The sequence below is a fragment of the Mycolicibacterium agri genome (assembly GCF_002553505.1).
In the GTDB taxonomy this organism is placed as follows: domain Bacteria; phylum Actinomycetota; class Actinomycetes; order Mycobacteriales; family Mycobacteriaceae; genus Mycobacterium; species Mycobacterium agri.
Genome location: NZ_PDCP01000249.1, coordinates 1 through 541, shown reverse-complemented (window position 1 = coordinate 541; position 541 = coordinate 1). Strand labels below are relative to the sequence as shown.

The following is a 541-nucleotide window of genomic DNA, read 5'->3' as shown; positions in this document are numbered from 1 at the left end:
ACGTTCGTGCCGACCTGGGCCGGAGTGGCTTACGTGTGCTTCATCGTCGATGCCTACTCGCGGATGATCGTCGGCTGGCGGGTGGCCTCGCACATGCGCACGACCATGGTGCTCGATGCGATCGAGATGGCGCGATGGTCGCGCGGAAACCAACTGCCGGACTTGGTTTGTCACTCCGATGCCGGATCGCAGTTCACGTCTATCCGCTACGGTGAGCGGCTCGCTGAGATCGGCGCGGTGCCCTCAATTGGCACGGTCGGGGACAGCTTCGATAACGCCCTCGCCGAGACAGTGAACGGCTACTACAAGGCCGAACTGATCTACGGGCCGGCCCGCACCGGGCGGCCGTGGAAGACCGTCGAGGACGTCGAACTGGCCACCCTCAGCTGGGTCTACTGGCACAACGCCAGCCGCCTCCACAGCTACCTCGGCGACTTACCTCCGGCGGAGTTCGAAGCCGCGTTCTACGATGCATCACGGACCGACCAACCCCTGGTCGGAATCCAATAGCTCGAGCCTCCGGCGAATCCAGGGCGATTCA

The 541-nt window shown here is 64.0% G+C and carries 1 protein-coding gene; it reads left to right on the top strand.

All coding sequences use genetic code 11. From position 1 onward, the window contains the following. Positions 1-510: IS3 family transposase (locus CQY20_RS34040; protein ID WP_109789795.1), on the top strand; the 510-nt coding region annotated here is incomplete at its 5' end. Positions 511-541: the final 31 nt, after the last annotated feature.